At 71.8% G+C, this 25,432-nt stretch carries 21 protein-coding genes; 10 read left to right on the top strand and 11 right to left on the bottom strand.

Annotated features, from left to right (window positions below; all coding sequences use genetic code 11):
* Positions 1-262: 262 nt before the first annotated feature.
* On the bottom strand, positions 263-1,309 hold the full coding sequence (locus tag ACZ4O3_RS36355; protein WP_467726443.1) for a LacI family DNA-binding transcriptional regulator: 1,047 nt from the start codon (positions 1,307-1,309) through the stop codon (positions 263-265).
* Positions 1,310-1,536: 227 nt separating this feature from the next.
* Between ACZ4O3_RS36355 and ACZ4O3_RS36350 the strand changes: the two genes are divergently transcribed.
* The 6 genes from ACZ4O3_RS36350 to ACZ4O3_RS36325 all read left to right on the top strand — a co-directional run bounded on the left by ACZ4O3_RS36350 (position 1,537) and on the right by ACZ4O3_RS36325 (position 7,462).
* Positions 1,537-2,694 (top strand): Gfo/Idh/MocA family protein, encoded by a 1,158-nt coding sequence (locus ACZ4O3_RS36350; RefSeq protein ID WP_467726442.1) that lies wholly within the window; start codon positions 1,537-1,539, stop codon positions 2,692-2,694.
* Entirely contained in the window at positions 2,691-3,842 is a 1,152-nt protein-coding gene (locus ACZ4O3_RS36345) for a dihydrodipicolinate synthase family protein (RefSeq protein ID WP_467726440.1), read from the top strand. The genes ACZ4O3_RS36350 and ACZ4O3_RS36345 overlap by 4 nt, the downstream gene beginning before the upstream one ends.
* Before the next feature lie 32 nt (positions 3,843-3,874).
* Positions 3,875-4,675 carry a sugar phosphate isomerase/epimerase family protein gene (locus tag ACZ4O3_RS36340; protein WP_362725835.1) on the top strand — a complete coding sequence of 267 codons (801 nt, stop codon included), beginning with the start codon at positions 3,875-3,877 and terminating at the stop codon, positions 4,673-4,675.
* A 273-nt stretch (positions 4,676-4,948) separates the two neighbouring features.
* A complete protein-coding gene (locus tag ACZ4O3_RS36335; protein ID WP_362725829.1) occupies positions 4,949-5,992 on the top strand; it encodes an ArsR/SmtB family transcription factor in 1,044 nt (347 codons plus the stop codon).
* A 93-nt stretch (positions 5,993-6,085) separates the two neighbouring features.
* Positions 6,086-6,502 (top strand): hypothetical protein, encoded by a 417-nt coding sequence (locus ACZ4O3_RS36330; RefSeq protein WP_467726438.1) that lies wholly within the window; start codon positions 6,086-6,088, stop codon positions 6,500-6,502.
* Positions 6,503-6,580: 78 nt separating this feature from the next.
* Entirely contained in the window at positions 6,581-7,462 is an 882-nt protein-coding gene (locus ACZ4O3_RS36325) for a hypothetical protein (protein ID WP_467726437.1), read from the top strand.
* 20 nt (positions 7,463-7,482) lie between these two features.
* On the opposite strand, the gene rbsD is transcribed toward ACZ4O3_RS36325, so the two are convergent.
* The 8 genes from rbsD to ACZ4O3_RS36285 form a co-directional block, all read right to left on the bottom strand.
* On the bottom strand, positions 7,483-7,872 hold the full coding sequence (gene rbsD / locus ACZ4O3_RS36320; RefSeq protein ID WP_384998751.1) for a D-ribose pyranase: 390 nt from the start codon (positions 7,870-7,872) through the stop codon (positions 7,483-7,485).
* The gene (locus ACZ4O3_RS36315; protein ID WP_467726436.1) at positions 7,869-8,771 is read right to left on the bottom strand and encodes a ribokinase; all 903 of its coding nucleotides are present in this window, start codon (positions 8,769-8,771) and stop codon (positions 7,869-7,871) included. The genes rbsD and ACZ4O3_RS36315 overlap by 4 nt, the downstream gene beginning before the upstream one ends.
* A gap of 73 nt (positions 8,772-8,844) precedes the next feature.
* On the bottom strand, positions 8,845-10,791 hold the full coding sequence (locus ACZ4O3_RS36310; RefSeq protein ID WP_467726435.1) for an ABC transporter permease/substrate-binding protein: 1,947 nt from the start codon (positions 10,789-10,791) through the stop codon (positions 8,845-8,847).
* Positions 10,781-12,307, bottom strand: coding sequence for a sugar ABC transporter ATP-binding protein (locus tag ACZ4O3_RS36305; RefSeq protein ID WP_467726433.1), 1,527 nt, complete (start codon positions 12,305-12,307; stop codon positions 10,781-10,783). The genes ACZ4O3_RS36310 and ACZ4O3_RS36305 overlap by 11 nt, the downstream gene beginning before the upstream one ends.
* Complete coding sequence (locus tag ACZ4O3_RS36300) at positions 12,304-13,335, bottom strand: LacI family DNA-binding transcriptional regulator (RefSeq protein ID WP_362715622.1); 1,032 nt, start codon at positions 13,333-13,335, stop codon at positions 12,304-12,306. The genes ACZ4O3_RS36305 and ACZ4O3_RS36300 overlap by 4 nt, the downstream gene beginning before the upstream one ends.
* A 303-nt stretch (positions 13,336-13,638) precedes the next feature.
* Positions 13,639-14,496 (bottom strand): PhzF family phenazine biosynthesis protein, encoded by an 858-nt coding sequence (locus ACZ4O3_RS36295; protein ID WP_362715624.1) that lies wholly within the window; start codon positions 14,494-14,496, stop codon positions 13,639-13,641.
* A 65-nt stretch (positions 14,497-14,561) separates the two neighbouring features.
* Positions 14,562-15,344 (bottom strand): VOC family protein, encoded by a 783-nt coding sequence (locus ACZ4O3_RS36290; RefSeq protein ID WP_467726431.1) that lies wholly within the window; start codon positions 15,342-15,344, stop codon positions 14,562-14,564.
* Positions 15,345-15,522: 178 nt separating this feature from the next.
* Entirely contained in the window at positions 15,523-15,927 is a 405-nt protein-coding gene (locus ACZ4O3_RS36285) for an ATP-binding protein (protein ID WP_362715630.1), read from the bottom strand.
* 178 nt (positions 15,928-16,105) lie between these two features.
* Here ACZ4O3_RS36285 and ACZ4O3_RS36280 point away from each other — a divergent pair, with 178 nt between their 5' ends.
* Together ACZ4O3_RS36280 and ACZ4O3_RS36275 are read left to right on the top strand one after the other, a co-directional pair.
* Positions 16,106-16,942, top strand: a complete 837-nt coding sequence (locus tag ACZ4O3_RS36280; protein ID WP_467726429.1) for a helix-turn-helix domain-containing protein — start codon at positions 16,106-16,108, stop codon at positions 16,940-16,942.
* 6 nt (positions 16,943-16,948) lie between these two features.
* Positions 16,949-17,143: a DUF397 domain-containing protein gene (locus tag ACZ4O3_RS36275; protein ID WP_467726427.1), complete on the top strand. Its 195-nt coding sequence runs from the start codon at positions 16,949-16,951 to the stop codon at positions 17,141-17,143.
* On the opposite strand, the gene ACZ4O3_RS36270 is transcribed toward ACZ4O3_RS36275, so the two are convergent.
* Positions 17,112-18,305: a macrolide family glycosyltransferase gene (locus ACZ4O3_RS36270; RefSeq protein WP_467726425.1), complete on the bottom strand. Its 1,194-nt coding sequence runs from the start codon at positions 18,303-18,305 to the stop codon at positions 17,112-17,114. The two genes, ACZ4O3_RS36275 and ACZ4O3_RS36270, sit on opposite strands and share 32 nt — an antisense overlap.
* 249 nt (positions 18,306-18,554) lie before the next feature.
* On the opposite strand from ACZ4O3_RS36270, the gene recD2 reads away from it, so the two are divergent.
* The gene (gene recD2 / locus ACZ4O3_RS36265) at positions 18,555-20,834 is read left to right on the top strand and encodes an SF1B family DNA helicase RecD2 (RefSeq protein ID WP_362715639.1); all 2,280 of its coding nucleotides are present in this window, start codon (positions 18,555-18,557) and stop codon (positions 20,832-20,834) included.
* A 228-nt stretch (positions 20,835-21,062) separates the two neighbouring features.
* On the top strand, positions 21,063-22,352 hold the full coding sequence (locus tag ACZ4O3_RS36260; RefSeq protein ID WP_362715642.1) for a citrate synthase: 1,290 nt from the start codon (positions 21,063-21,065) through the stop codon (positions 22,350-22,352).
* Between the two features lie 760 nt (positions 22,353-23,112).
* On the opposite strand, the gene ACZ4O3_RS36255 is transcribed toward ACZ4O3_RS36260, so the two are convergent.
* Entirely contained in the window at positions 23,113-25,392 is a 2,280-nt protein-coding gene (locus ACZ4O3_RS36255) for a heavy metal translocating P-type ATPase (RefSeq protein WP_467726423.1), read from the bottom strand.
* Positions 25,393-25,432: the final 40 nt, after the last annotated feature.

Here is a 25,432-nt window from a genome sequence, read left to right as displayed (position 1 = left end):
CCGTGGCCGCGGCGCCCGCCGGACGGTGGGTCCGCACCGACCCGGAAGCCGTCTGGGAAACCTCCCCGGCGACCACATGAGGAATCGTTCCTGCTGGGTCGGTGCCAGGTGATCAGCCTGCTCGTACCACGCTTTTGTACCGGTGTCGCGAGCCCCCCGGGCCCACGGTCCGGCCGGCGCCCCCTGGGTCGGCGCCCGCCCGGCTCCGGGCCGGCCGCCCGGCACGGGCCCGCCGTGCGGCAGCCCGCGGGCCGCACCGCGGTCAGCCCCGCGGAACGCCCGAAGAGCCCCGTACCATCAACTCCCCCCGGACCGTGGCGATGCCGCCCGGCGGGGGCTCCTCGCGGCCCATGGCGATGCGACCGGCCCGGGCGCCCGCCTCCGCCAGCGGCAGCCGTACCGTCGTCAGCGACGGCACCGCGTCGATGCTGAACGGCAGGTCGTCGAAGCCGGCCACCGACACGTCCGCCGGGATCCGCAGCCCCGACTCCCGCAGTGCCGCGCACGCGCCCAGCGCCACCGAGTCGTTGGCCGCCACCACCGCGGTCAGCGACGGGTCGCGGCGCAGCAGTTCGAGCGTCGCCTCGTATCCCGCCCGCCGGTCGTAGCGCCCGTGCACGGTCCAGCGCGGGTCCTCCTGGATCCCGGCCGCGGCCAGCGCGGCCCGGTGGCCCTCCAGGCGGTGCCGGGTGGTCGTCCGCTCCTCGGGGCCCGCGATGTAGCCGAGGTGCCGGTGGCCCAGCCCGATGAGGTGCTCGGTCAGCTGCTTGCCGCCGCCGCGGTTGTCGAAGGTCAGCGCCACCGCGCCGGTGTCCGGCGCCGGCGGCCGTCCGCACAGCACCACCCGGGTCCCCGCGTCCGCCAGCTTGCGCAGCTTCGCCGCCACGGCCGCCGCGTGCGGCGCGTCCTCCACGGCCCCGCCGGTCAGGATCACCGCGGCCGCCCGCTGCCGCTGCAGCAGGGTCAGATAGGTCAGTTCCCGCTCCGGCGACCCGCCGGTGTTGCAGACCACCGCGAGCCGCTCGCCGCCGGCGCGCCCGCCGGGGCCCCCGATCTCCGCCTGGATCGCGCTCGCCATGATCCCGAAGAACGGGTCGGCGATGTCGTTGACGAGGATGCCCACCAGGTCGGAGGTGGCCGCCGCGAGCGCGCTCGCCGGGCCGTTGAGGACGTAGTCCAGGTCGTCCACCGCCCGCAGCACCCGCTCCCGGGTGGACGCCGCCACGGGGTAGTTGCCGTTCAGCACGCGCGACACCGTCGCGGGCGAGACCTGGGCGCGGGCCGCCACGTCCGCCAGGGTCACCGTCATCTCGTCATCCTCCGGTCGCGTGTCTCTTCGTACGCCGTCGTACTCAGCCTGATCAAAGGAAGCCCCCTTGCCGTGCAGACCATAAGGCCATTCACTCCTGCTGTTCGCCCGCTCGAACAACTCGACCCCATCACGGTCTTGTACAGACCAGTGGTGAAAGGCTAGCTTCAGACCATGTAGAAAGCGCTTGCTGCGTTACTGGGACGCACGCGGACGAAGGGAATCACGTGACACGCAAGACGGTGCGTATCGCCATGAACGGCGTGACCGGGCGCATGGGCTACCGCCAGCACCTCGTCCGCTCGATCCTCGCGTTGCGCGAACAGGGCGGTCTCGACCTCGGCGACGGCACCGTGCTGTGGCCGGAACCGGTCCTCGTCGGGCGCCGGGAGCACGCGCTGCGCGACATCGCCGACCGGCACGGTCTGTCCGGGGAACACGTCTCCACCGACCTGGAGTCCGTGCTCGCCGACCCGACCGTGGACATCTACTTCGACTCCCAGGTCACCTCGGCCCGCGAGGAGGCACTCCGGCAGGCCATCGCCGCCGGAAAGCACATCTACACCGAGAAGCCGACCGCGACCGGCCTGGAGGGCGCCCTGGAGCTGGCCCGGCTGGCGGACGCGAGGGGCATCAGGCACGGCGTCGTCCAGGACAAGATCTTCCTGCCCGGCCTGCTGAAGCTGAAGCGGCTCATCGACGGCGGCTTCTTCGGCCGGATCCTGTCGGTCCGCGGCGAGTTCGGCTACTGGGTCTTCGAGGGCGACTGGCAGGAGGCGCAGCGCCCGTCCTGGAACTACCGCGCGCAGGACGGCGGCGGCATCGTCGTCGACATGTTCCCGCACTGGGAGTACGTCCTGCACGAGCTGTTCGGCCGGGTGAAGTCCGTCCAGGCCCTGACCGCCACCCACATCCCGCAGCGCTGGGACGAGACCGGCAAGCCCTACGACGCCACCGCCGACGACGCCGCCTACGCCATCTTCGAACTCGACGGCGGCGCCGTCGCCCAGATCAACTCCTCCTGGGCGGTCCGCGTCAACCGCGACGAACTCGTCGAGTTCCAGGTCGACGGCACCGAGGGCTCGGCGGTCGCCGGGCTGCGCGACTGCCGGGCCCAGCACCGCTCCGCGACCCCCAAGCCGGTGTGGAACCCGGACATCCCCGCCACCGAGGTCTTCCGCGACCAGTGGCAGGAGGTCCCGGACAACGGCGCGTTCGACAACGGTTTCAAGGCCCAGTGGGAACTCTTCCTCAAGCACGTCTACGCCGACGCCCCCTACCACTGGGACCTGCTGGCCGGCGCCCGCGGCGTACAGCTCGCCGAGCTCGGCCTGCGGTCCTCGGCGCAGGGCCGCCGCATCGACGTACCGGAGATCGCGCTGTGACCATCCAGCTCCCGGGCGCCGGCGGGGCGCTGCGGACCTACGAGCCGCGCACCGAGCCGCTCGCCGTCACCGACGGCACCCCCTTCACCTCCCGTACGGTCTTCTCGGCGGCCCATGTCGTCGCCGACCCGTTCGCCGACGCCTCCCCCGACTCGGCAGCCGCCGTCGACTGGGACGCCACCCTCGCCTTCCGCCGCCACCTGTGGTCGCACGGCCTGGGCGTCGCCGAGGCGATGGACACCGCCCAGCGCGGCATGGGCCTGGACTGGGCGGGCGCCGCCGAACTGATCCGCCGCAGCGCCGCCGAGGCGAGGGCGGTCGGCGGCCGGATCGCCTGCGGCGTCGGCACCGACCAGATCACCGGCGGCACGCTCGCCGGGATCCGGGCCGCCTACGAGGAGCAGCTCGCGCTCGTCGAGGAGTCCGGCGCCCAGGCCGTCCTGATGGCCTCCCGGGCGCTCGCCGCCACCGCCTCCGGCCCCGAGGACTACCTGGACGTCTACGGGCACCTGCTGCGCCAGGCCGCCGAGCCGGTGGTGCTGCACTGGCTGGGCCCGATGTTCGACCCGGCGCTGGCGGGCTACTGGGGACCGGCCGACCTGGACGCGGCGACGGAGGTGTTCCTGGAGGTCGTCGCCGCCCACCCCGACAAGGTCGACGGCGTCAAGGTGTCGCTCCTGGAGGCTCAGCGGGAGATCGACATCCGGCGACGGCTGCCGCAGGGCGTCCGCTGCTACACCGGCGACGACTTCAACTACCCCGAGCTGATCGCCGGCGACGAGCAGGGATTCAGCCACGCCCTGCTCGGCGTCTTCGATCCGCTGGGACCGCTGGCGGCGCAGGCGGTACGGGTCCTGGACACGGGCGACACGGCGGGCTTCCGCGCGCTGCTCGACCCGACCGTGGAACTCTCCCGCCACCTCTTCCAGGCCCCCACCCGCTTCTACAAGACGGGCGTGGTGTTCCTGGCCTGGCTCGCCGGCCACCAGGCACACTTCACGATGGTCGGCGGCCTGCAGTCGGCCCGCTCCCTGCCGCACCTCGCCCGCGCCTACGAACTCGCCGACGGCCTGGGGCTGTTCCCCGACCCGAAGCTGGCCGAGGACCGGATGAGGACCCTTCTCGCCCTGTACGGGGTGACCCGGTGACCGGCGACCTGTCCCGCTTCTCGATCAACCAGATGACGGTGAAGCAGCTGTCGCTGCCCGAACTGGCCGACGCCTGCCTGGAACTGGGCGTGCCCGCCGTCGGCCTGTGGCGGGAGCCGGTCCGGTCGTACGGAGTGGAGGCGGCCGCCAAGCTGGTCCGCGAGGCGGGCCTGACCGTCACCACCCTGTGCCGGGGCGGCTTCCTCACCGCGATCGACCCGGGAGCGCGGGCGGCGGCCCTCGCCGACAACCGGCGGGCGGTCGAGGAGGCGGCGGCCCTCGGCACCGACACCCTCGTACTGGTATCCGGCGGCCTGCCCGCGGGCTCCCGGGACCTGCACGGGGCACGGGAGCGGATCGCGGACGCGCTGGGAGAGCTGGGCCCCTACGCACAGCGGCACGGGGTCCGGCTGGCCGTCGAGCCCCTCCATCCCATGTACGCCGCCGACCGCTGCGTGGTCTCCACCCTCGCCCAGGCCCTGGACCTCGCCGAGCGCTTCCCCGCCCACCAGGTCGGCGTCACCGTGGACACGTACCACGTCTGGTGGGACGACCGGGCACCCGCGCAGATCGCCCGGGCCGGCGCGGGCGGCCGCATCCACACCTTCCAACTCGCCGACTGGACCACCCCGTTGCCCGAAGGCGTCCTCAACGGCCGCGGCCAGCTCGGTGACGGCGCGATCGACATGCGGGAGTGGAGGGGGCACGTGGAGGCGGCCGGCTACACCGGCGCCATCGAGGTCGAGCTGTTCAACGACGGCCTGTGGGCCCGGGACGGCCGCGAGGTGCTCACGGAGACGGCGAACCGGTTCGTGGAACACGTGATCCGGTAGCCGGCTTCCGAAAGATCTCCCGCCCCCGTACAACCATCCCCCCGCGCGGCCGGTCGTACCCGGTGTCAGAACCCTCGGGGGGGATCCGGGGGGGATCGCGGGGTTCTGGCCGGAGGGGGTAGACCGAGGGGGTTCGATCGACGGATCGGGCCCCCTCGAAGCGTGTCCGGGCACTTGCGGGGCGTGCGGCCGGTTCCGGTGTTGTTCGTGGGAGCCCGGTGCCCCAGGCTGCTGCCTGGACGAGACGAATGTTCGACTCGGGGGGCGGTTCTCGTGCTGCGGATTCACTTCACGCCTCAGGACCTGGCTCGCGTCCGGGTGGCGAGCGCCCCCGACCCGCTCTGGGAGATCACCTGCAGCCTGCACCGGTTACAGACCTCGCGGGGCCGCTGGGCGTACGCCGACTGGTACCGCGAGACCCGCGCCACCCTGGCCGGCACCCACCTCGGCGCTGCCGTACGACGGCTCCTGGTCCCGGTGCTGCCCAGGGCCCGCTACCTGCCCGACTTCCTCACCCCGCGCGAGTCCGCCGACGGCCTGGACCGCGGCCTCGCGGCGATCGTCGACACCCCGCCCGACCGGGTCGTGCGCGAGATACGGACCCTGGACCGGATCACCGGCGCCCCCGACTGGGCGCCCCGGCTGCTGGAACGCGAGACCCGGGAGGAGCTCGCCAAGCTCCTGCGCACCTATCACGAAGCGGTGATCGCGCCCCACGAGAGCCGGGTCGGCGCCGCCGTCGCCGGCGAGCGCGCCCTGCTCGCGCGCCAGACCCTCGACACCGGCCTCGACGGACTGCTCCGCGGCCTGTCACCGGCCGTCCGCTGGCGGCCGCCGGTCCTGCACGTCGACTACGTCGAGGACCGGGACCTGTACCTGGCCGGCCGCGGACTGCACCTGATCCCCTCGTACTTCTGCTGGCAGTCACCGATCTCGATGGCGGACGACACCCTCCAGCCGGTGCTGGTCTATCCGGTGCACGGCGTCCGCGCGGCCGCCCCCGACGCCCCGCCGGACGCCACGCTCGCCGCGCTGCTCGGCCGGACCCGTGCGGCGGCGCTGCGCTGTCTCGCGTTCGGCGCGACCACCTCCGAACTGGCCCGACTGCTCGGCGTGTCGGTGCCCACGGCCTCCCACCACACCACCGTGCTGCGCGACGCCGGCCTGGTCTTCAGCCACCGCCACCACAACACGGTGCTGCACTCCCTCACCCCGCTCGGCGCCGCCATGCTCAGGCCGGCTTCCGCCCCGCCGCCCACAGGAGTCACGGAGGCACCGCCGGAGCAGCGGACTCCACTGCCTGGCGCGGGACTTTAGAGCCCCGTCGAAGGGCGTGGTCCACGGGGCGGGTGCTCTGCGAGCGTTTCGGTTGCTCGATCCGGCCACAACCGATCACCGCAAGGGGGAACCATGAGGAAGGCCATCGCCGCGGGCGCGCTCGCGCTCGTCTCCGCCGCAGGCTGTCTGGTGCTCGCGCCCGCCGCGTCCGCCGCCCCGGCCGCCTGTGTGACCGTGACGCTGAAGACCGGGGCCTACCAGGGCGTCGGCGGCACCGCGACCAAGTCGTCGTCCAGCAGCTGCGGCGACCTCAACCTGACCTACTCGGACGACTCCACCTCCACGTACGGCGACGAGTACGCCGGGCGTCTGTACCACTCCTCCAGCAGCTCCTGGGTGACCTGCAACAAGGGTTACGTCTGGGCCTCCGACGGCAGCCACAGCGTCAACGACTCCACCTACTGGCTGTGCACCGACGTGTCCGGCGGCACGAAGTTCACCGTGGCGAGCTACTACGACGGCGGCGACACCGTCCGCATCACGCACTGACCCGGTGCCGCAGCTCCAGGGGTGCCGTGGGCCCGAGCGGCCCGCGGCACCCGCTCCCACCCCCGCAGGCAGGACCCCATGATCCGGATGCTCCGTGCGGCCCGCTCCGCCGCCGCTCTCGCCCTGCTCGCCGCCGTCACGGCCACCGCCTGCACGGCCGGCCCGGCTCAGCAGCCCGTCGCCGGCCCCCGCGCGGCCACCGTGACCCCGGCCCGGCTCAGCGACACCCTGCCGGCCGACCCGGTGCGGATGGTGCTGCCCGCGACCGGCGCCGAGTCCCGCTGGACGCAGGGGCTGGACGTGTTCGTACGGCAGGTGCAGCGCGTCGCGGCGGCCTCCTGCGCCCGTGACCGTGGCTTCACCCTGCCCGACCAGGTCCCGCTCGCCTTCATCCGCTACTACGAACTCCCCGACCTGGACTTCATCGCGCGGCACGGCACCAGCGAGAGCGCCACCGTGCCCGCCCCGTCGGCGAGCCCCGCCCCGGCCCGCACCGGATCCGCCGCCGACGTGCGCGCCTGTCTCGCCGAGGGCACGGCCGCCGCCCGGGCCCTGCGCGAGCGCTATGCCGGCGTCCAGGGCCAGTGGTTCGGCACGCTCACCACCCTGCGCCGCGACCCGGCCACCCTCGACGCCCTCGGCACGCTGCCGGACTGCCTGGCCCGGTACGGCGTCCGGGCCCGCGACGAGAACGCCTTCTTCGCCCTCGCCGACGCCAGGATGCAGACCGCCGCCCCGGACGGACCCGCCTCGGGGGAGAACACGCTGGGGCGGGCGTACGCCACCTGCATGCGCCCGGTGGAAGCGGTACGGGAGCCCGCCCGCGCCGAGCTGCGCACCCGTTTCCTGGCCGCACCCGGACACGCGGACGCGGTCCGCGCGGTGCGCACCACCCTCGTCCCGGCCCTGCGCGCCGCCCAGCGGCGCTACGGCGTGCCGCTGGTGTTCCCCCAGCCGTGACACCGGGCTTCGTAACACGCCTAGAAGAACACCCCGCACCGCAGCAGCACGTTCGCGTACGGCCGGGCCTCACCGGTGCGCACCACCAGGCGGGCGCCGCCCGACAGCTCCTTCAGCCGTTCGTGCGGGACCAGGGCCAGGTCGGGAAAGTGCCCGTCCAGCAGCCCGGCCGCGGCCGGATTGGCCTCGCGTATCTCGGTCGCGGCCGTGGCGCCCTCCACGACCAGCTCGGACAGCAGCCCCTCCAGCACCTCCGCGAAGGACGGCACCCCGGCCCGGAAGGCCAGGTCCACGACGCGCGGCCCGTGCGGGATCGGCATCCCGGCATCGCAGACCAGCACTCCGTGCCCGTGCCCCAACTCCGCGAGCGCGCCCGACAGGTGGCGGTTGAGGATCCCCGTCTTCTTCACAGCGCCTCGACCTCCGCCGCCGTCGGGTACGAGTCCTGCGCGCCCCGCCTCGTCACCGCGGCCGCCCCGACCCGGGCCGCGTACGCAGCCGCCTCGGCGAGCGACGCACCCGCCCCGAGCCGTACCGCGAGGGCCGCCGTGAAGGCGTCCCCGGCGCCCGTGGTGTCCACCGCGTCCACCTTCACCGACGGGACCAACTCGCTCCCGTGCCCGTCGGCGACCAGCGCGCCCGCCGCGCCCAGCGTCACCACCACCGACTTCGGGCCCCTGGCGAGCAGGAGCCGCGCCCAGTCGGCCGGCTCCTCGCCCGCGGCGGCCGCACCGAGGAGCGCCTTCGCCTCGTGCTCGTTGACGATCAGCGGGTCACAGGCCCCCAGGACCTCGTCCGGAAGGGGACGCGGCGGGGACGGGTTGAGCACGAACCGGCTGCCGGGGGCCAGGTTCCGTACCACCTCCACCACCGTCTCCAGCGGGATCTCCAGCTGCGCGGAGACCACCCGGGAGGCTTGGAGGAGGCCGCCCGCGGCCCGTACGTCCGCCGGTACGAGCCGGCCGTTCGCGCCCGGCGAGACCACGATGCTGTTGTCTCCGGAGGGATCCACGGTGATCAGGGCGACGCCCGTGGGCGCCCCGCCCACCAGTACGCCCGCCGTGTCCACCCCGGCGGCCCGCTGCGAGTCGAGCAGCAGTCCGCCGTGCGCGTCGTCGCCCACCCGGGCCAGCAGGGCGGTGCGGGCACCGAGCCGGGCGGCCGCGACCGCCTGGTTCGCGCCCTTGCCACCGGGGTGCGTGGCGAGGTCGCCGCCGAGCACGGTCTCACCGGCGGCCGGCCGCCGCTCGACCCCGATCACCAGGTCGGCGTTGGCCGATCCCACGACCAGGAGGTCGTAGTCGTACATGAAGTGACTCCCTAAGAGAACGAGTTGAGGCGGCCGGGCCCGGCGGGTGCCGACCGGCCGCCTCCTTGGTACCTCAGCCCGTGAACCCGGCCACGTTCTCCTTGGTGACCACCTTCACCGGCACCTTGATCGTCGAGGCGACCTTCTTGTCCTGGATGGCCTTGAGCGCGTTGTCCACGGCGATCTTCCCGAGCTGCGAGGGCTGCTGGGCGACCGACGCGTACAGCGTGCCGTTCTTGACCGCGGTCAGGCCGTCGGGGGTGCCGTCGAAGCCGACCACCGAGACCGACTTGCCGGCCTTGGAACCGAGCGCCTTGATCGCGCCGAGGGCCATCTCGTCGTTGGCGGCGATGACGCCCTGGACGTCCGGGTGGGCCTGGAGCAGGTTCGACATCACGTCGAGGCCCTTGGTCCGGTCGAAGTCGGCCGGCTGCTGGGCCACCACCTGGATGCCGGGGAAGGCCTTCAGGCCGCTGGCGAAGCCCTGCGCGCGTTCGCGGGCGGCGGAGGTACCGGCCTGGCCCTGCAGGATCACGATCTTGCCGTGGCCGCCGAGCTTGTCGCCGATCGTCTTGGCGGCCAGCTCACCGCCGGTGACGTTGTCGGAGGCGACCAGCGCGTCGGTCCTGGCGTTGTTGACGCCACGGTCGACGGCGATGACCGGGATGTCCGCCTTGTTGGCGGCCTTCACGGAGTTGCTCGCCGCGTCCGAGTCCACCGGGTTGACGATGACCGCGCCCAGTCCCGAACTGGTGAAGTTCTGGAGCTGGTTGGCCTGCTGCGAAGCGTCGTTCTGGGCGTCCGTGACGGTCAGGTCCACGCCCAGTTTCTTCGCCTCGGCCTGCGCGCCGGAGCGGATCTGCACGAAGAACGGGTTGTTCAGGGTGGACAGGGACAGGCCGACCTTCGGGTTGTCGGAGGAGGAACCGGTGTGCAGCAGGGAGGTCGCGGCGACGAGTCCGACGGTGACGGCGGCCGCGAGCGCGTACGTCCCCGCCTGCTTGCCCTTGTTGCCCCCGGTACCCGCGGCCACCGGGGTGGCGCCGGCCTTGCGGCGCACGGTGTCCAGGAGCACGGCGAGCGCGATGACGACACCGATGACGACCTGCTGCCAGAACGCGGAGACGTTCAGCAGGTTGAGGCCGTTGCGCAGCACCGCCAGGATCAGCGCGCCGATCAGCGTGCCGGAGGCCTTGCCGGTACCGCCGGCCAGCGACGCGCCGCCGATCACCACCGCCGCGATGGCGTCCAGTTCGTAGCCGTTGGCGGCCTGCGGCTGCGCCGAGGAGAGCCGGGAGGCCAGCACGATGCCGGCGACGGCCGCGAACAGTCCGGACAGCGCGTAGATGGCGAGCTTCTGCTTGTTGACCCGCAGCCCGGACAGCCGGGCGGCCTCCTCGTTGCCGCCGATCGCGTACATCGAACGTCCGATGTAGGTCCGGCCGAGCACGAAGGCGGCGATGAGCCCCATGACGACCATCACCAGGACCGGCACCGGCAGCCAGCCGCCGAGCGTGTCACCGAGGTGGGAGACCGAGGAGGGGAAGGCGATCGGGGAGCCGTCGGAGATGACCAGCGCCAGGCCGCGGCCCACCGAGAGCAGCGCGAGCGTCGCGATGAACGGCGGCAGCTTGCCGTACGCGATGAGGAAGCCGTTGACCAGACCGGCCGCTATGCCGGTGGCGACGGCCAGCACCACGGCCAGGAACACCGGCACCCCGTGCGAGGTGGCGCTCCACGCCAGCACGGTGGCCGACAGGGCGGCGACCGAACCGACCGACAGGTCGATGCCCGCCGCGACGATCACGAAGGTCGAGCCGAAGGCGAGGATGGCGACCACGGCCGCCTGGACGCCGACGTTCAGCAGGTTGTCGGTGGTCAGGAAGTCACCCGACAGCGCCGACATGGCGATGACGAGGACGATCAGCGCGGTGAGCGCGCCGTTGTCGAGGAGCAGCCGGCGCACGCCGGAGACGCCACCGGCGCCCGCGTTCTTGCTCTTGAGGGTGTCAGTGGCCACGTCCGGCCTCCTTGTCGGTTGTGGTGGTGGGGGTGGAGACGGCGAGAGCCATCACGGAGTCCTGGGTGGCCCGGTCGGCGGAGAGCTCGCCCGCGATCCGGCCCTGCGCCATCACCAGGACCCGGTCGCTCATCCCGAGGACCTCGGGCAGATCGCTGGAGATCATCAGGACGGCGGCCCCGGCGGCCGTCAGTTCGTTGATCAGCTGGTAGATCTCGACCTTGGCGCCGACGTCGATACCGCGCGTCGGCTCGTCGAGGATCAGCACCTTCGTGTCGGCCAGCAGCCACTTGCCGATGACGACCTTCTGCTGGTTGCCGCCGGAGAGGGTGCGCACGTGCTGGCCGAGCCCGGCCATCCGCACGCCCAGCTGCCCGGCGATCCGCTCGGCGGCGACATGCTGCCCCCTCAGGTCGACGATCCCGGCCCGGGTCGCCCGGCGCAGGGTCACCAGCCCGAGGTTCTCCTCGACGGAGGCGTCCAGGACCAGTCCCTGCCCCTTGCGGTCCTCGGGGACGAGCCCGATCCCGGCGGCCATGGCCGCGTTGACGTCGTGCCGCTTCAGCACCGTACCGGAGACCTGCACGGCCCCCCTGTCGTACGGATCGGCACCGAACACGGCCCGCACGACCTCGGTACGGCCGGCACCGACCAGCCCCGCGATGCCGACGACCTCACCGGCGCGCACCTGGAAGCTGATGTCGTGGAAGACGCCGTCCCGGGTCAGCCCGTCCACGGACAGCAGCACGGCACCGGTCTCGGCCCGCTCGCGCGGGTACTGCTGCTCGATGGACCGCCCGACCATGAGCCGGACCAGTTCGTCCTCGGCGGTGGTGGCGGGCACCTGGCCCACGCTCTTGCCGTCCCGGATGACGGTCACCCGGTCCCCGACCGCGGCGATCTCCTCCAGGTGGTGGGTGATGAAGACGATCCCCACCCCGTCCTCGCGCAGCTGCCGCACGATCGCGAAGAGCTTCTCCACCTCCTCCGAGGTGAGCACGGCGGTCGGCTCGTCCATGATGAGCACGCGCGCGTCCAGGCTGAGTGCCTTGGCGATCTCGACCATCTGGAGGCGGGCGATACCGAGCTCCCGTACCCGCGCACGCGGTGAGACGTTCACGCCGACCCGCCTGAGCAGGGCCTCGGCGTCGGCCTCCATCCGCTTCCGGTCGATCATCCCGAGGCGGCGCGGCTGCCGGCCCAGGAAGATGTTCTCGGCGACCGTGAGATCGGGTACCAGGTTGAACTCCTGGTAGATGGTGGCGATCCCGAGGCGCTCGGAGTCCTGCGCACCATGGATGCGCACCTCCTCGCCGCCGGCCAGGATCCGCCCCTCGTCCGGGGTGTAGGCGCCGGAGAGCATCTTGATGAGGGTGCTCTTTCCCGCTCCGTTCTCACCGAGGAGTACGTGCACCTCGCCCCGGCGCAGATCGAAGTCGACGCCGTCGAGCGCGACCACGCCGGGGAAGGATTTCCGTATGCCCTCGATGCGCAGCAACTCGTCCGGGTTGCTCACGACGTGCTCCTTTGCACAGGGGTCTGGTTCATTCCGGGACGCGCGCCGCAGGAGCGGCGCACGACGAGCCGGGCGGGGAGGGTGACGGACTGCGGAGGCCGCCCCTCGATACGGTCGATCAGCGCGCGTACGGCGGCCCGCCCCAGCTCACCGGTCGGCTGGGCGATCGCCGTGACCGGCGGATCGGTGTGCACGAACCACCGGATGTCGTCGAACGCGGCGAGCGCGATGTCGTCCGGCACCCGCAGGCCACGCGCGCGTACGGCGTCGAGCGCGCCGAGCGCCATCAGGTTGTCGGCGGCGAAGACGACCTCGGGCGGCTCGGGCAGGTCGAGGAACCCCTCGGTGACCCGCCGCCCGCTCTCGGCCTGGAAGTCGCCCTGGCCTATGTAGGCGTCGGGGAGGGGGACGCCGTACTCGGCGAGCGCCTCCCCGAAGGCCCGCACCCGCTCGCTGCCGGTGGTGGTGGCCGCGGGGCCCGAGATGATCGCGAGCCGCCGGTGCCCCAGCCCGTAGAGGTGCGCGACGAGGTCCCGTACGGCGGTCTGTCCGTCCGCCCGGACCACGGGCACGTCGACGCCCGGGATCCACCGGTCGACGAACACCATCGGCGTCCCGCCGCGCGCCGCCTCCAGCATCAGCGGCGAGCCGCCGTCGGTGGGGGAGACGAGCAGCCCGTCGATACGGCGGTCGAGCAGCGTCCGTACGTGATGGTCCTGCAGCTCGGGGCGCTCGTCGGCGTTGCCGATGATCACGCTGTAGCCGTGCGCGCGGGCCTCTTCCTCGACCGAGCGGGCCAGCTCCGTGAAGTACGGGTTGAGTACGTCACTGATGACCAGGCCGAGGGTGCGGGTCTGGTCGGTGCGCAGGGAACGGGCGACGGCGTTCGGGCGGTAGCCCAGCGTCTCGACGGCGGCCAGCACACGGGTTCGGGCGTCGGCGCTGACCGACGGATGGTCGTTCAGGACACGGGACACCGTGGCGACGGAAACGCCCGCCGCGGCGGCCACGTCCTTGATACTCGCCATCGCCGCTCCACCTCCTCGTGGAACTCATGGAATCGATTACACGCAACTGCGTAGAGAGGATTGGAATCGATTACACGATGGCTGGGCAAGAGGTGCGGGACGGCCGAAACCGAATCGTGACCCTGGCGCGTGGCCGGCCGCGGGTGCGTCGGGGCTGCTCGCGCAGTTCCCGGCGCCCCTTCGGGACGCTGCGGCGAAGCGCGCGAAAGGGGCGCGGGGGACTGCGCGACCAGCCCCCACCAGCCCCCACCGGCCCGCGGCCGGCCGCGGCGATGCGGTGCCGCGGCGATCCGGTGGGGCCCGTCAGCCGATGCGGGTCCCCGTGCCGCTGACGCGGACGCGCGGGTCGCCCGCGAACAGCGTCACCGTGAGTTCGCCGGGGCGGCCCAGATCCTGCCCCTGGTGCAGGGTGAGGACGCCGTCCTCGGGGACCAGTCCCAGCTCACGGGCGTAGGCGCCGAACGCGGCGGCCGCGGCACCGGTCGCCGGGTCCTCGACCACGCCGCCGACGGGGAACGGGTCACGGACGTGGAAGACGGCGGCCGACTCCCGCCACACCAACTGCACCGTGGTCAGGTCCAGGCGGTGCATCAGGGCTTCGAGGCGCGCGAAGTCGTACGCGAGATCCGCGAGGCGCGCCCGGGTCGCCGCCGCGAGCACGAGATGGCGGGCACCGGCGAACGCGATCCGGGGCGGGAACGCCGGGTCGAGATCGGCGACCGGCCAGCCGAGCGCGTCGAGCGCCTCGGCGAGGTCGGCGCCGGCGATCTCCTCGACGTGCGGCTCGACGCTGGTGAGGGTGGCCGTCAGTGCCCCGCCCGCCTCGGTCACCGTCACCGGCACGGTGCCGGCGGGGGTTGCGAACACCAGCTCGCCGGGGCCGATCCGCTCGGCGAGCGCGATGGCGCTCGCCACGGTGGCGTGCCCGCAGAACGGCACCTCGGCCTTGGGGCTGAAGTACCGGATGGCGTACGACCGTTCCCGCGCGGACGGGGTCAGGAACGCGGACTCCGAGTACCCGAGGTCCGCGGCGATCGCCAGCATGCCCTCGTCGTCCAGGCCACTGGCGTCCAGCACGACACCCGCGGGGTTGCCCCCCTCGGGGCGGGAGGAGAAGGCGGTGTACCGCAGGACCTCGGGGCGTGGCGCATTCGTCGTCATGACCGCGCAACACGAAGCTGTCGCAGGCCTATTCCGCGCGTTCCCGTCGCGTCACCGACGGTGTGTCACATCGGCTTCGGCTTGAAGACCGCGAAGGTCGCGCCCTGCGGATCGGCGACCACCGACATCCGGCCCGCCATCATCTCGAACGGCGGTGCCAGCACCGTTCCGTTCCGCTTGACCAGTGCGTCCACGGTCGAGTCGACGTCGTCCACGGCGAAGTACGTCAGCCAGTGCGGCGGGACACCGGGCCGGTCGTCCCCCAGCTGGGTGGCGCCGCCGACGCCCTTGCCGCCGATATTCAGCGACCAGTAGGTCCCCTCGGCGCCCTCCATCGGCTGGATCTCGATGCCGAAGGACTCGCCGTAGAAGCCTGTGGCGCCGAGTACGTCGCTGGTGTTCAGCTCGTTCCAGATCAGCGCGCCCGGCTCGTTGACCAGGCCGGCGCCGTGGAACTCGCCCGGCTGCCACACCCCGAACACCGCGCCCTGCGGGTCGGCGGAGATCAGCATCCGGCCGAGCCCGCCGACGTCCATCACCGGGGCCAGCAGGGTGCCGCCCGCCGAGACGATCGCGTCCTGCGTGGCCTGCGCGTCGGTGCTGGCCAGGTAGGTGGTCCAGACGGTCGGCGGGTCCGGCTGCCCCTCGGGCGCCATGGCGGGACCGATGCCGGCCACCGGCTTGCCGCGCAGCGTGCAGACCGCGTACCCGCCGAACTCGCCCGGGCCGATCTCGCCCTGCCAGCCGAACAGGTCCCGGTAGAAGTCCAGCGCGGCCTGCTGGTCCTGCGCCATCAGATCGACCCAGCACGGGGTGCCGGTCGCGTACGGAGTGGTGATCTCGGGCATCTCAGGTTCTCCCTGCGCGCGAAAAATTTCCCCGCCGCCCACCTTCACCGCCCACGGGGGTTCCCGCCACCGGAACGGTCCGGGCTTTACGGTCGGCACACCCGACCGCATGCGGCGGCCGTACCGGGGCTCCCGGCCCGGACCCTGTGTGACCTCGTCCTCCGAGTCGCCCTGACGCCTACGCGGCGGCCAGCTCGCACCACACGTACTTCCCCCGGTTGCCGTACCTCGACAGCGGCTGCCAGCCCCACAGGTCCGAACAGGCTCGTACCAGGGCCAGCCCCCGCCCCTCCTCGGCCTCCCCGAGGCCCTCCAACGGCACGGGCGGCTCGGGCGGTTCGGGGTCCGCGTCCCATGCGCCGAGGCGGAGTGTTCCGGGAGGCGACCACCGCACCCGTAGGGCCGCGGGCCCCTTCGTGTGCCGTACGGCGTTGCAGACCAGCTCGGTGGCGAGGAGTTCGGCGACGTCGAGGAGCCGTGTCAGCCCGTGTGCGGTGAGGATCAGTCTGAGTGTGTGCCGGCTGACGGTGACGGCACGGAGATCGTTGGGGATGGTGAGCGTGTACTCCCAGGCATCGGGCATGCGTCATCAACTCCGTTGGCGGTGGGGGGCTTTGCCGAGCGGTGGCGTTGCCGCGGCCGCCATGGCAGGGCGACGCGGTGCACTTCCGCTGCGTGAGCGGTGCGTCACCGAAGGTAGGGCTAACATGTGTACCCAAGCAAGCCGATCGCGTGATCCGCCCCCGAACGAGGAGCAACTGATGCCCCTGAGGCGCGAAGCAACCGCACGCCAGATGCGTTTGGGAGTCGAACTGCGCCGGCTCCGTGAACACGCGGGCCTCACGGCCATCGAGGCGGCAGCGCTGCTCGGTGCGAATCGCGCGCAGATGAGTCATCTCGAATCCGGCCTCGCGGGCGTGAGTGAGGAGCGGCTGCGGCGCCTCGCGTCCCACTACGCCTGCACCGACGAGCCGTTCATCGACGCCCTGGTCGCCATGGCCACCGACCGGACGCGCGGCTGGTGGGAGGAGTTCCGGGGTTTGCTGCCGACGTCGTTCCTGGACCTCGCCGAACTGGATCACCACTGCTCGTTCCGGCATGAGGTGGCCATCCTGTACGTGCCGGGTCTGTTGCAGACGGAGGGCTACGCGAGGGCCGTCTTCTCGGCCAGGTTGCCTGAACTCACCCCTGACGAACTTGATTTGCGAGTCCGCCACCGCATGCGGCGGCAGCAGATCACCATGCCGTACAAGTTGGTGATCCACGAGTCGGCCTTGCGCATGAGGGTTGGTGACCGCGCTGCTTCCCGAGCCCAACTCGCGCGGCTCGTGGAGATCTCGCAGGCCGATCACATCACCTTGCGTGTCATCCCCTTCGACCTCGATGGGTTCGCCGCGGCCTCAAGCACCATGACCTGCGTCGGTGGCCCGCTGCCCAAACTCGACACAGTGGTGCGCGACGCACCCCATGGCTCCCTCCTCATCGATTCCGAGGCTCAGCTCAGCGTCTATCGAACGCGCTTCCGTAGGGTTGAGGATGTGTCACTCGTGCCCGAGCGGTCGCGTGACTTCATCCACAAGCTGGCGAAGGAGCTGTGAGGCCCCATGGACATCTGGCGGAAGTCGTCGTACTCAGGAGAAGGTGACGGCAACGACTGCGTCGAGATAGCCACCACCCCCACCCACACAGCCGTCCGCGACTCAAAGGCCCCGGCCAGGGCCGTCCTCACCTTCCCGGCCGGGGCCTTCAGCACCTTCCTCGACGCTCTCAGGGCCTCCCGGCCAGCATCTCCTCGATGAGGTCCGCGGCCCGCCGCGTACCCCCCTCCGCCCTGGCCGCCGCCCGCAACCGTGCCGAGCGGGCGGCGACCTGCGGGTCCGTCGTCAGCTCGGTCAGCGCCGGGCGCAGCGCCTCCGCCGTGGCGTCCGCCGTGTCGATGCGGCGGGCCACACCCAGCTCCACCAGCCGGTCGGCGTTCATGAACTGGTCCGCGGCCTGCGGTACGGCGATCATCGGGACGCCCGCGAGCAGGCCCTCGCCGCAGCCGCCCATCCCCGCGTGGGTGACGAAGGCGTCGGCCCGCGCCAGGACCGCCCGCTGCGGAACCCAGCCGTGCACCTCGACGTTGGCGGGGATCTCGCCGAGTTCACCCGGGTCGGTGTACTTGCCGACGGCGAGGACCACGTGCCAGCCGGGCAGGTCGCCGAAGGCGGCGACGCACTGGCGGTAGAACTCGGGCCGGCGGGTGTAGGCCGAGCCCAGGGAGATCAGCAGCACCTTCTCCGCCCCGGCCGGGGGCGTCCAGGCGTCCGCGTCCGCGGAGACGTCGAAACAGGGGCCGACGAAGGTCACCGTGTCCGTGTCGACCCGGTCGGCATGCGGCTGCATCGCCCGGGTGATGAGGGCCAGGGCGCGGGAGGGCGGGCCGGAGAAGGCGTCCACGTCGGTCGTGACCGCCCCGCACGTCGCGAGCCACCGGGCGAACCTCGCCCGGTAGGCGTCGGCGCCCGGCAGCCGCCGCAGATGCGCGGCCACGTCCTGCTCGTAGCCGTCCCAGCCCACGAACGTCGGCGACAGCTGCATCAGCGGCCGGCCCTGCGATTCGGCGAGGGCGCGGGCGGCGTACGCGCCGATGTCGTACAGGTACAGGTCCGCCGGGTCGTCGTCGTAGACGGCGCGCAGGCGGGGGAGTGCCTGGACGGCGTCGTCGAGGAAGAGGCCCATCGCGGCGATCGGGTCGTCCGGCCAGTTGTTGTCGGCGACCGGCAGCACCGAGGCACAGGGCACCAGTTCGGCGCCGGTGGGCGCGATCAGGTGGGCCACCGCCGGGTCGTTGGCGTAGGTCACGCGGTGTCCGCGGGCCACCAGCTCGCGGATGATCTCAAGGCTCGGCAGGACGTGGCTGACGGCGGGGATGCCGGCCATCGCGACATGGGCACGGCGAGGGGACACGGAAGGCATGGAAGTTCCTCGATTCAGGTCTACGGGGATGAGAGGGCACACCGAACCGGCGCCCGCCGGGCGTCCGTGGACGTCGGCGAGCACGCGCAGGTGGTCGGCGTCAGCCGTAGATCTGAAGGAACTGCATGTCCGCGACCCTAACCACGGCCGCGCCCGCGGGCACCCCGTTTTCGGCCCGGCGGGGCCGCCGGCGGCGGCGCCGTGGACGAGGCCGTGATCGCTGTCGGTCCTCACCGGTACCGTCGGGTCATGGCTCAGCAGACGGGGACCCCCACCGGCGAACGACGACTCGCCACCGTCGAAGGCGTGCTCGAACGGATCACCTACGCCAACGAGGAGAACGGGTACACGGTCGCCCGTGTCGACACCGGCAGAGGCGCCGGTGATCTCCTGACCGTCGTCGGCGCGCTGCTCGGCGCGCAGGTGGGGGAGTCGCTGCGGATGGAGGGCCGCTGGGGGTCGCATCCCCAGTACGGCAAGCAGTTCACCGTCGAGAACTACACGACCGTGCTGCCGGCCACCGTCCAGGGCATCCGGCGCTATCTGGGGTCCGGACTGGTCAAGGGGATCGGGCCGGTGTTCGCCGACCGGATCACCCAGCACTTCGGGGTGGACACCCTCAGGATCATCGAGGAGGAGCCGAAGCGGCTCGTCGAGGTGCCGGGGCTCGGGCCGAAGCGGACCAGGAAGATCGCCGACGCCTGGGAGGAGCAGAAGGCGATCAAGGAGGTCATGCTCTTCCTGCAGACCGTCGAGGTGTCCACGTCCATCGCCGTGCGGATCTACAAGAAGTACGGCGACGCCTCGATCTCCGTGGTGCGGAACCAGCCCTACCGGCTCGCCGCCGACGTCTGGGGCATCGGATTCCTGACCGCCGACAAGATCGCCCAGTCCGTCGGGATCCCCCACGACAGCCCGGAGCGGGTGAAGGCGGGACTGCAGTACGCCCTGTCCCAGTCCGCCGACCAGGGGCATTGCTACCTGCCCGAGGAGCGGCTGATCGCCGACGGGGTCAAGCTGCTCCAGGTCGACACCGGGCTCGTCATCGACTGCCTCGCCGAGCTGGCCGCGTCGCCCGAGGACGGGGAGGACCCGGGCGTCGTACGGGAGAGGCTGCCCGGGCCAGGGCCCGGCGCCGAACCCGTCACCGCCGTCTATCTCGTGCCCTTCCACCGGGCCGAAGTGGCCCTCGCCTCCCAGCTGTTGCGGCTGCTGCGCACCGGCGAGGACCGGATGCCGTCGTTCCGGAACGTCGCCTGGGACAAGGCGCTCGCCTGGCTGAAGGACCGCACCGGCGTCGACCTCGCCCCCGAGCAGGAGGCCGCCGTCAGGCTGGCGCTGACCGAGAAGGTCGCGGTGCTCACCGGCGGGCCCGGCTGCGGCAAGTCGTTCACCGTCAGGTCGATCGTGGAGCTGGCGCGGGCCAGGCGGGCCAAGGTGGTGCTCGCCGCCCCCACCGGCCGTGCCGCCAAACGGCTCGCCGAGCTGACCGGCGCGGACGCCTCGACCGTGCACCGCCTGCTGGAGCTGAAGCCCGGCGGCGACGCGGCCTACGACCGGGACCGCCCGCTGGACGCCGACCTGGTGGTGGTGGACGAGGCGTCGATGTTGGATCTGCTCCTGGCCAACAAACTGGTGAAGGCCGTACCGCCCGGTGCGCACCTGCTGTTCGTCGGGGACGTCGACCAACTGCCCAGCGTCGGGGCGGGAGAGGTGCTCCGGGACCTGCTCGCCGAGGACAGCCCGCTGCCCGCCGTCCGGCTCACCCGCGTCTTCCGGCAGGCCCAGCAGTCCGGGGTGGTGACCAACGCGCACCGGATCAACGCGGGGCAGCAACCCGTCACCGACGGCATGAAGGACTTCTTCCTGTTCGTGGAGGACGAGACGGAGGAGGCGGGCAGACTCACCGTCGACGTGGCCGCCCGCCGCATCCCGGCGAAGTTCGGGCTCGATCCGCGGCGGGACGTGCAGGTGCTCGCGCCCATGCACCGGGGGCCGGCGGGTGCCGGCGCGCTCAACGCTCTGTTGCAGCAGGCCGTCACGCCCGGGCGGCCCGACCTCGCCGAGAAGCGGTTCGGCGGGCGGGTCTTCCGGGTCGGCGACAAGGTCACCCAGATCCGCAACAATTACGAGAAGGGCAAGAACGGTGTCTTCAACGGCACCGTGGGCGTGGTCACCTCGCTCGACCCGGTCGACCAGCGCCTGACGGTGCTGACCGACGAGGACGAGGAGGTTCCGTACGAGTTCGACGAACTGGACGAACTGGCCCACGCGTACGCGGTGACCATCCACCGCTCACAGGGAAGTGAATATCCCGCGGTGGTGATCCCGGTCACCACCGGCGCCTGGATGATGCTCCAACGGAACCTCCTGTACACGGCGGTCACCCGGGCCAGGCAGCTGGTCGTCCTCGTCGGTTCACGCAAGGCCATCGGTCAGGCGGTGCGCACGGTGTCGGCGGGCCGGCGTTGTACAGCGCTGGACTTCCGGCTCCGCGGCGGTTCGCAGGAGCCTCGCGGAGGCTCATAGGCGACACATCGCGGGCCATCCCGAAAAATGATCGATCAAACGAGTCGTGAAGGTCACAGACCACTTCCAGATGGGGAGTCAAGGGGGCAGGATGAGCAGGTTGGCGGCACTGAGTGCCGTCGATGGGCCTAATGGTCGACCCCGAGTGCACTCTCCTGAGCCAAATGGGGGATGGTAGAGACAGTCAGGGCACCTCGAAGATGAGGCACTACGTCGGTGAGGGAAGACGTGAGCGACAACTCTGTAGTACTGCGGTACGGCGACGGCGAGTACACCTACCCGGTGGTTGACAGCACCGTCGGCGACAAGGGCTTCGACATCGGGAAGCTCCGCGCCCAGACCGGTCTGGTGACCCTGGACAGCGGATACGGCAACACCGCCGCATACAAATCCGCCGTCACCTACCTCGACGGCGAGGCGGGCATCCTCCGGTACCGCGGCTACCCCATCGAGCAGCTGGCCGAGCGCTCCACCTTCCTGGAGGTGGCCTACCTGCTGATCAACGGTGAGCTGCCGACGGTGGACGAGCTCACCACGTTCAAGAACGAGATCACGCGGCACACCCTGCTGCACGAGGACGTCAAGAACTTCTACCGGGGCTTCCCCCGGGACGCCCACCCGATGGCCATGCTCTCCTCGGTGGTCTCCGCGCTGTCCACGTTCTACCAAGACAGCCACAACCCGTTCGACGCCAAGCAGCGCGATCTCTCCACGATCCGGCTGCTCGCGAAGCTTCCGACGATCGCCGCGTACGCGTACAAGAAGTCGGTCGGCCACCCGTTCGTCTACCCGCGCAACGACCTCTCCTACGTGGAGAACTTCCTGCGCATGACGTTCTCGGTGCCGGCGCAGGACTACGAGCTCGACCCGGTCGTCGTCTCGGCGCTGGACAAGCTGCTGATCCTGCACGCCGACCACGAGCAGAACTGTTCGACGTCGACGGTCCGCCTGGTCGGCTCGTCGCAGGCGAACATGTTCGCGTCGATCTCGGCCGGCATCTCCGCCCTGTGGGGTCCCCTGCACGGTGGCGCCAACCAGTCCGTGCTGGAGATGCTGGAGGGCATCCAGGTCTCCGGCGGTGACGTCGACTCCTTCATCCGCAAGGTGAAGAACAAGGAGGACGGCGTCCGTCTGATGGGCTTCGGCCACCGGGTCTACAAGAACTTCGACCCGCGCGCCAAGATCATCAAGGCCGCCGCCCACGATGTCCTCTCCGCCCTCGGCAAGTCCGACGAGCTGCTGGACATCGCCCTGAAGCTGGAGGAGCACGCGCTCTCCGACGACTACTTCGTCTCGCGCAGCCTCTACCCGAACGTCGACTTCTACACCGGCCTGATCTACCGCGCCATGGGCTTCCCGACCGAGATGTTCACGGTCCTGTTCGCCCTCGGCCGGCTGCCGGGCTGGATCGCCCAGTGGCAGGAAATGATCAAGGAGCCGGGTTCCCGCATCGGCCGCCCCCGCCAGATCTACACGGGCGTCGTCGAGCGCGACTTCGTGCCGGTCGAGGAGCGCTGACCTCTTCGGACGCCGTCGGCTTCGACGCCGCCGGGTGGTCACGGCCACCGAGGCGGGCCCGGGGCGACTGAGCCGAAGGGGCGCGTCGGTGTCGAGAGCGCGACCGAGCGGAGGCCCGAGGGTCCGGCACGGTCGTGTTCTGGACACCGGCTGCGGCGCCCCGGAGGCGACGGAACCCGGCGAAGGAACCTGAAGAACGCGCACAGCAGAAGGCGCCCTGGAGCGCCGGTCCCCCCACGGGCCGGCGACCAGGGCGCCTTCCCGTGTCCCGGTGCGGATTCCCCCCACGGGATCCGGCCGGGCGCTCGGTGCGGCAGCGCCTGAATTCGCTGCTTTGAGCACAACGAGCAGAACTCGCCGTACTGCTGCGTACTGCTGTTGTGCTCGTGCTCCAGTGATGCGGTGCGATCTGCCGGGACGCGTACCGCACGGGAGGGCCGCTCAAAGCTTCCCGTCGTACGTGTCCCGGCAACGCATCTCTGAGGAAGTCCCCCAAGACATCCCCAGATGCCAGGTCAGCGCCCCCCAAGACGCTGGTCTGACATCGCCAACTTAGACCTTCGAACCCCTTCGATGGTTACGTTCGCATCACTGTGATCTGCGTCTCTTGCATATGTCCGTTAGATGCGCAAGAGCCCCGATACGGCGATCGGAGCTCAAGCGTAAGGATGATGCGCGAGCCTTGTGAAGAGCTTATGTGAGGTGCGCGTCGGACTCCAGGGGGACTTCCGCATCCGCTGCCGCGAACCGGCGGTAACTTTCAGCGGAAGGTGCGCAGCCGCAGGCTGTTGGTCACCACGAACACGGACGAGAAGGCCATCGCGGCCCCCGCGATCATCGGATTGAGCAGTCCGGCGGCGGCCAGCGGGAGCGCGGCCACGTTGTAGCCGAAGGCCCACACGAGGTTGCCCTTGATGGTGGCGAGGGTCCGCCGGGAGAGCCGGATGGCGTCCGCCGCCACCCGCAGGTCGCCGCGGACCAGGGTCAGGTCGCCGGCCTCGATCGCCGCGTCCGTCCCCGTGCCCATCGCGAGCCCCAGGTCGGCGGCGGCCAGCGCGGCCGCGTCGTTGACGCCGTCACCGACCATGGCGACCGTGCGCCCCTCACGCCGCAGCCGTCGTACGACGTCGACCTTCTCCTCGGGCAGCACCTCGGCGATCACGTCCCGGGAGTCGATGCCGACCGCCCGGGCGACCGACTCGGCCACCGTCCGGCTGTCCCCGGTCAGCAGCACCGGCGTCAGCCCGAGGGCGCGCAGTTCGCGCACCGCCTCGGCGCTGGACTCCTTGACCGTGTCCGCGACGGCGAGGACGGCGCGGGCCCGGCCGTCCCAGCCGGCCAGGACGGCCGTACGGCCCTCCTCCTCGGCCCGGGAGAGGGCGGCGGCCAACTCCTGCGGTACGGCGTCGAAGAGGCGCCCCACGGCCACCTCGCGGCCGTCCACGCGTCCGCGTACGCCCCGCCCGGGGACGTTCTCGAAGTGTGCGGCCGCCGGCAGGGCCCCGACCCGCTCCTCGGCCCCCGCGGCGATCGCCCGTGCCACCGGATGCTCCGAGGCGTGTTCGAGGGCGCCCGCGAGCCGCAGCACCTCGTCCTTGTCGGCGCCGTCGGCGACGTACACCTCCTGCAGGCTCATCCGCCCGGTGGTCACCGTCCCGGTCTTGTCCAGCACGACGGTGTCGACCCGGTGCGTGGACTCCAGCACCTCCGGGCCCTTGATGAGGATGCCGAGCTGCGCGCCCCGCCCGGTGCCGACCATCAGGGCCGTCGGCGTGGCCAGGCCCAGGGCGCACGGACAGGCGATGATCAGCACGGCGACCGCGGCCGTGAAGGCGGCTGCCGTGTCACCGGTGACACCGAGCCAGACCGCGAAGGTGCCGAGCGCGATCACGATGACGACGGGCACGAAGACGGCGGAGATCCGGTCGGCGAGCCGCTGCACCTCTGCCTTGCCGTTCTGTGCGTCCTCCACCAGCCGCGCCATCCGGGCGAGCTGGGTGTCGGCCCCGACCCGGCCGGCCTCCACGACCAGCCGCCCGCCCGCGTTGACGGTCGCGCCGGTGACGGTGTCGCCCACGGTGACGTCCACCGGCACCGACTCGCCGGTCAGCATCGACGCGTCCACCGCCGAGGCACCCTCGACCACGGTCCCGTCGGTCGCGATCTTCTCCCCGGGCCGTACGACGAACCGGTCGCCGACCGTCAGCGACGCCACCGGGACCCGCACCTCGCGCCCGGCCCGCAGCACCGCCACGTCCTTGGCGCCCAGCTCCATCAGCGCCCGCAGGGCCGCCCCCGCGCGCCGCTTGGAGCGGGCCTCCAGATAGCGGCCGAGCAGGATCAGCGCGACGACGCCGGAGGCGACCTCCAGGTAGATCGAGGAGGCGCCCCCCATGCCGCCGTCCGAACGGGAGACGGTGAACCGGAACTCGTCGTGCATGCCGGCCATGCCCGCCTCACCGAGGAACAGCGCCCACAGCGACCAGCCGAACGCGGCCAGCGTGCCGACCGAGACCAGGGTGTCCATGGTGGCCGCGCCGTGCCGGGCGTTGGTCCAGGCGGCCCGGTGGAACGGCAGGCCTCCCCAGACGACCACCGGAGCGGCGAGGGTCAGGGACAGCCACTGCCAGTTGTCGAACTGCCACGCCGGGACCATGGCGAGCAGCACCACCGGCGCCGCCAGCAGGGCGCAGACGAGCAGGCGCCGGCGGAGGGCGGCGAGTTCGGGATCCCGCTCGGGGCCCTCCCGCGGTTCCTGTTCCGGCTCCGGCTCCGGCGGCGCGGGCTCCTCGGCGGTGTACCCGGTCCTCTCGACCACGGCGATCAGATCGGCGACCTGGACCCCCCCGGGGTATGTCACCTTCGCCTTCTCGGTCGCGTAGTTCACGGTGGCCGTGACGCCGTCCATCCGGTTGAGCTTCTTCTCGACCCGGGCCGCGCAGGAGGCGCAGGTCATCCCGCCGATGAGAAGCTCGACCTCGGCCTTGGGGCCGGGGAGCGGCTCGGCTATCCGGGTCTGTGCGGTGGTGGTGCTGGTCATGTCCGGACTCCAGACGACGGACCGGACCGTACGGATCCAG

The sequence above is a fragment of the Streptomyces sp. NPDC026515 genome (assembly GCF_055567595.1).
This window is presented reverse-complemented; position numbering and strand designations above follow the sequence as displayed.